Genomic DNA, 3,993 nt, shown 5'->3' on the forward strand with positions numbered 1-3,993 from the left:
AAAACAAGCATTAAAAAGAAAAGGCTGCTATCTGCCCTCAATGATGACTTTCTTGCCAAAACTGTCTTTAAAGAAAATTTTTAGATGCGTTTGCCCTGAAGGTTACACGTTAATTTAAATTTCTGTAATACTTTTGCGCCGCATTCACTGAAGTTTTCCAAAGCTTCATGAACAATAAAATCCCGGGGTGCTTTGCACACGCAAGGCTGAGATTATACCCGTTGAACCTGAACAGGGTAATACCTGCGAAGGGAAGGTGAGCTTCACTTATAGCTGCACGTCCTATAGCATTATTCCTTGTTCCCATTTGTGAAATTAAAATTTGAAGAAAATGAAAAAAATTTTGGGAACAGTTGCATTCTTGAACCTCTTATTCGCAACATCAGCACAAAGCGTTAACGGAAAAGTGGCTGATAAAAACAATAATCCGCTAAATGGCGCTACCGTAACCATCAGCGCAAAAAATTTCAGGCAGTCCGTACTTACAGGCGAAAACGGCCTGTTTAATTTTTCAAACTTAAACCCGGCTTTAAAGTACAAGCTGGAGGCAGCGTATGTGGGCAGACAGGCATTTGATACCATAATTTCTGCACAGCCAAACACCGTATTGCATATCGCGCTGCATGAAACCGCCTCTTATCTTGAACCGCTGGAAGTAAGTTCTGTGCGGGCATCAGATAAAGCGCCGTTTGCTAAAACAAACATTACAAAAGAGGAAATTGAAAAAATTAATCTTGGCCAGGATTTGCCATACCTGCTTAGCCAAACACCATCTGTAACCACTACAACCGATGCCGGCAATGGCGTTGGCTATACAGGCATACGCATACGCGGAACAGATGCAACAAGAATAAATGTAACACTGAACGGTATTCCTTTCAACGATGCCGAAAGCCTGGGCTCCTATTTTGTTGACCTGCCTGATTTTGTTTCATCGGCCGGCTCCATACAGGTACAGCGCGGCGTGGGCACATCAACCAATGGCTCGGGCGCTTTTGGCGGAACAATCAATATAAGCACCAACGAAGTGAACAGGAAGGCGTATGCAGAATCCAATAACAGCGCTGGTTCATTCAACACATGGAAAAACACCGTACGGTTAGGCAGCGGGTTGCTTGGCAATCATTTCACACTCGATGCAAGATTAAGCCGTATTTCAAGCGATGGCTATATTGACAGGGCCAGCAGCAAGCTTGTATCATTTTATACCTCTGCGGCGTATATAGGCAAGAAGAACAGCTTGCGCCTGAACATTTTTTCAGGCAAAGAAAAAACGTACCAGGCATGGTATGGTGTTCCGCAGGACAGCTTAAAAACCAATCGCCGGTTTAACCCTGCAGGTATGGAAAAACCCGGAACACCTTACAGCAATGAAACGGATAATTATACACAAACACATTACCAGTTGTTTTACGATCACAGTTTCAGCAGCAAACTGAAATTCAATACCGCTTTCTTTCTGGTACGCGGCAAGGGGTATTATGAAGAATATAAAGCAGGTGAAAACTTAGGCGATTACGGACTGAGCGATACGGTAGTAACCGATCTTGTAAGGCAGCGCTGGCTGGACAATTATTTTTACGGGCAGATACTTTCACTTCAATATAAAACAAAGGCAGATGAATTAACCATTGGCGGAAGCTGGAATGTATATAACGGCAAACATTATGGCAAAATAACCTGGAGCGAAGCAAAGGTGCCGGAAGGTTATACATACTATAACTTTCCGGCTACAAAAACAGACGAAAATGTTTATGTAAAATGGATGCATAGCCTTAATGATAAATGGAACACGTTTGCTGACGTGCAATACCGGTATGTAATGCATAACATGAAAGGCTTTGAGGACAATTACGATTTATTCATAAAAAGAAAATTCAACTTCTTTAATCCCAAAGCGGGCATTAATTATAATTACAACGGCTGGAATGCCTACCTGAGCTATGCTTTAGCGCATAAAGAACCAAACCGCGATGATTTTGAAGCGGGCCTGCAGCAACAACCAGCTGCAGAAACCCTGCATGATTTTGAAGCTGCCATAGAGCGTAAAAAAAACAAGTATAATTTTTCTGCAACATTCTATTATATGCTGTACAAAAACCAGCTCGTTCAAACCGGGCAGATAAATGATGTAGGCAGTTATACAAGAATAAATGTGCCAAACAGTTACCGCGCCGGCATTGAGCTGCAAGGCGGTATTGTTATTAATTCCTGGCTGAATGCAGGCGGTAATATTACCTTCAGCCGCAATAAAATAAAATCGTTCACAGAATATATAGATGAATACGATGCTGACTTCAACTATACGGGGCAGCAGGCTGTAAAGCACAGCAATACGGATATATCTTTTTCGCCCAACACCATTGCAGCGGCAACAGTGACATTCATCCCTTTAAAAAACATGCAACTGAATTTTGTGAGCAAGCATGTAAGCAAACAATATATGGACAATGCACAAAATGACAACAGAAAGCTCAGCGCTTATTTTACTGAAGATTTTCGTTTGAATTATTCACTGTATAAAAAGTCGTTTAGCCAGATAGATTTTATAGTTGCCGTAAATAACATTTTTAATAAGCTGTATGAGCCTAATGGCTATACGTATCCATACATATATGATGGCAGTTTAATTAACGATAACTATTACTATCCTGCCGCAGGAACTAATTTTATGGCTGGGCTGAATATAAAACTGTAAAACAGCGTTTACTTTAGCCGGTACTGCCACTCCGTAATTCTGACTATATTTATGGCGCATGAGCCTTCCCTGTTTTTACGAAGAAAATATTCAGCAGCCTGCACATATTTTAAGTGAAGAAACCAGTAAACACTGCGTGCAGGTACTGCGTATGAAAGCAGGCGAACGGCTGCAGCTTACCGATGGCAAGGGCCATCTGTTTACGGCAATAATTATGGATGCTGATAAAAAACATTGCGGGGTAAAGATAGAAGCTGCAAGCTTCAGGTCTCAAGCTGCAAGCAGTGTTTCAATAGCTATATCCTTGCTAAAAAACCCATCGCGCTTTGAATGGTTTCTGGAAAAAGTGACAGAAATAGGCGTTAATGAAATAATACCGCTTATTTGCGACTATACGGAAAAATACAATTTTCGTTCCGACAGGATGCACAATATTCTTGTTTCAGCCATGCTGCAAAGCAGGCAAACATGGCTGCCACTTTTGCACCAACCCAAAAAATTTGATGTATTTGTTGATGAAGATTTTGATGGCATTAAACTGATCGCACATTGTGCTGAAGAAGATAAAAGATCAATCCTCGATATAGTTAATCCACCGAAAAATAAACTCATTCTTATTGGCCCGGAAGGTGATTTCTCAGCCGCTGAAATCGGCCATGCGCTGAAAAAAAATTTTATTCCGGTAACGCTTGGCGGCACAAGACTGCGCTCTGAAACTGCCGGTATGGTTGCCGCTGCATTGTTAGCAAATGCAGGCTGATGACCCCGGCGGATTTGGCAGTGATGAAATTTGAAGGTTAGAGGTTACTTGTTGAATATTGATTATTCAGAAATATTCAAACTCATTTGACAGATCAGATATTGGCATTGATTATTCATGGAAAAAATATTTTGGCATATTTGTTTAACACATTACTTTCGCGCAGCAAAAATGAAAATGATTAAGAAACATACAAAGTGCATAAAGATATTCTTTAACAGGGAAGGTGCATGATGTTGTATGCTTAATGAAGATAAAAACAGAAAGCCTTCCAAAAAAACGGAAGGCTTTTTTAATGCCTTGCAGATAAAGTCAGAGACTTTGCGCATACACCTGCGAAGTCTCCAGACCTGAAGTGTTCGAAACCTGCATTAGCGATCCGCGATCCATAGGATCGCCCACGTGTGTAGAAATAATTGTGCCAGGGGGATTTCCACACCGTAGGTGTGGTGCGTGTAAACGTTCCGTTCCAATGGAACGGTAAAGAAACATTACGGGCAGCATTGTACACACGTTAAGCCTCTATGAGGCTTTA

The 3,993-nt window shown here is 41.3% G+C and carries 2 protein-coding genes and 1 riboswitch; both genes read left to right on the top strand.

The features are described 5' to 3' along the window. Positions 1 to 173: 173 nt before the first annotated feature. Positions 174 to 271: riboswitch (TPP riboswitch) on the top strand. A gap of 60 nt (positions 272 to 331) precedes the next feature. Continuing rightward, positions 332 to 2,698, top strand: coding sequence for a TonB-dependent receptor (locus QM629_RS08440; RefSeq protein WP_415159129.1), 2,367 nt, complete (start codon positions 332 to 334; stop codon positions 2,696 to 2,698). Between the two features lie 58 nt (positions 2,699 to 2,756). Further along, positions 2,757 to 3,458: an RsmE family RNA methyltransferase gene (locus QM629_RS08445; RefSeq protein ID WP_415159131.1), complete on the top strand. Its 702-nt coding sequence runs from the start codon at positions 2,757 to 2,759 to the stop codon at positions 3,456 to 3,458. Positions 3,459 to 3,993: the final 535 nt, after the last annotated feature.

The sequence above is a fragment of the Parafilimonas sp. genome (assembly GCF_047606085.1).
Lineage (GTDB): Bacteria > Bacteroidota > Bacteroidia > Chitinophagales > Chitinophagaceae > Parafilimonas.

Coding starts and splice junctions, on each gene's coding strand:
- QM629_RS08445 (WP_415159131.1), top strand. CDS start 2,757: ATGAGCCTTCCCTGTTTTTACGAAGAAAATATTCAGCAGCCTGCACAT.
- QM629_RS08440 (WP_415159129.1), top strand. CDS start 332: ATGAAAAAAATTTTGGGAACAGTTGCATTCTTGAACCTCTTATTCGCA.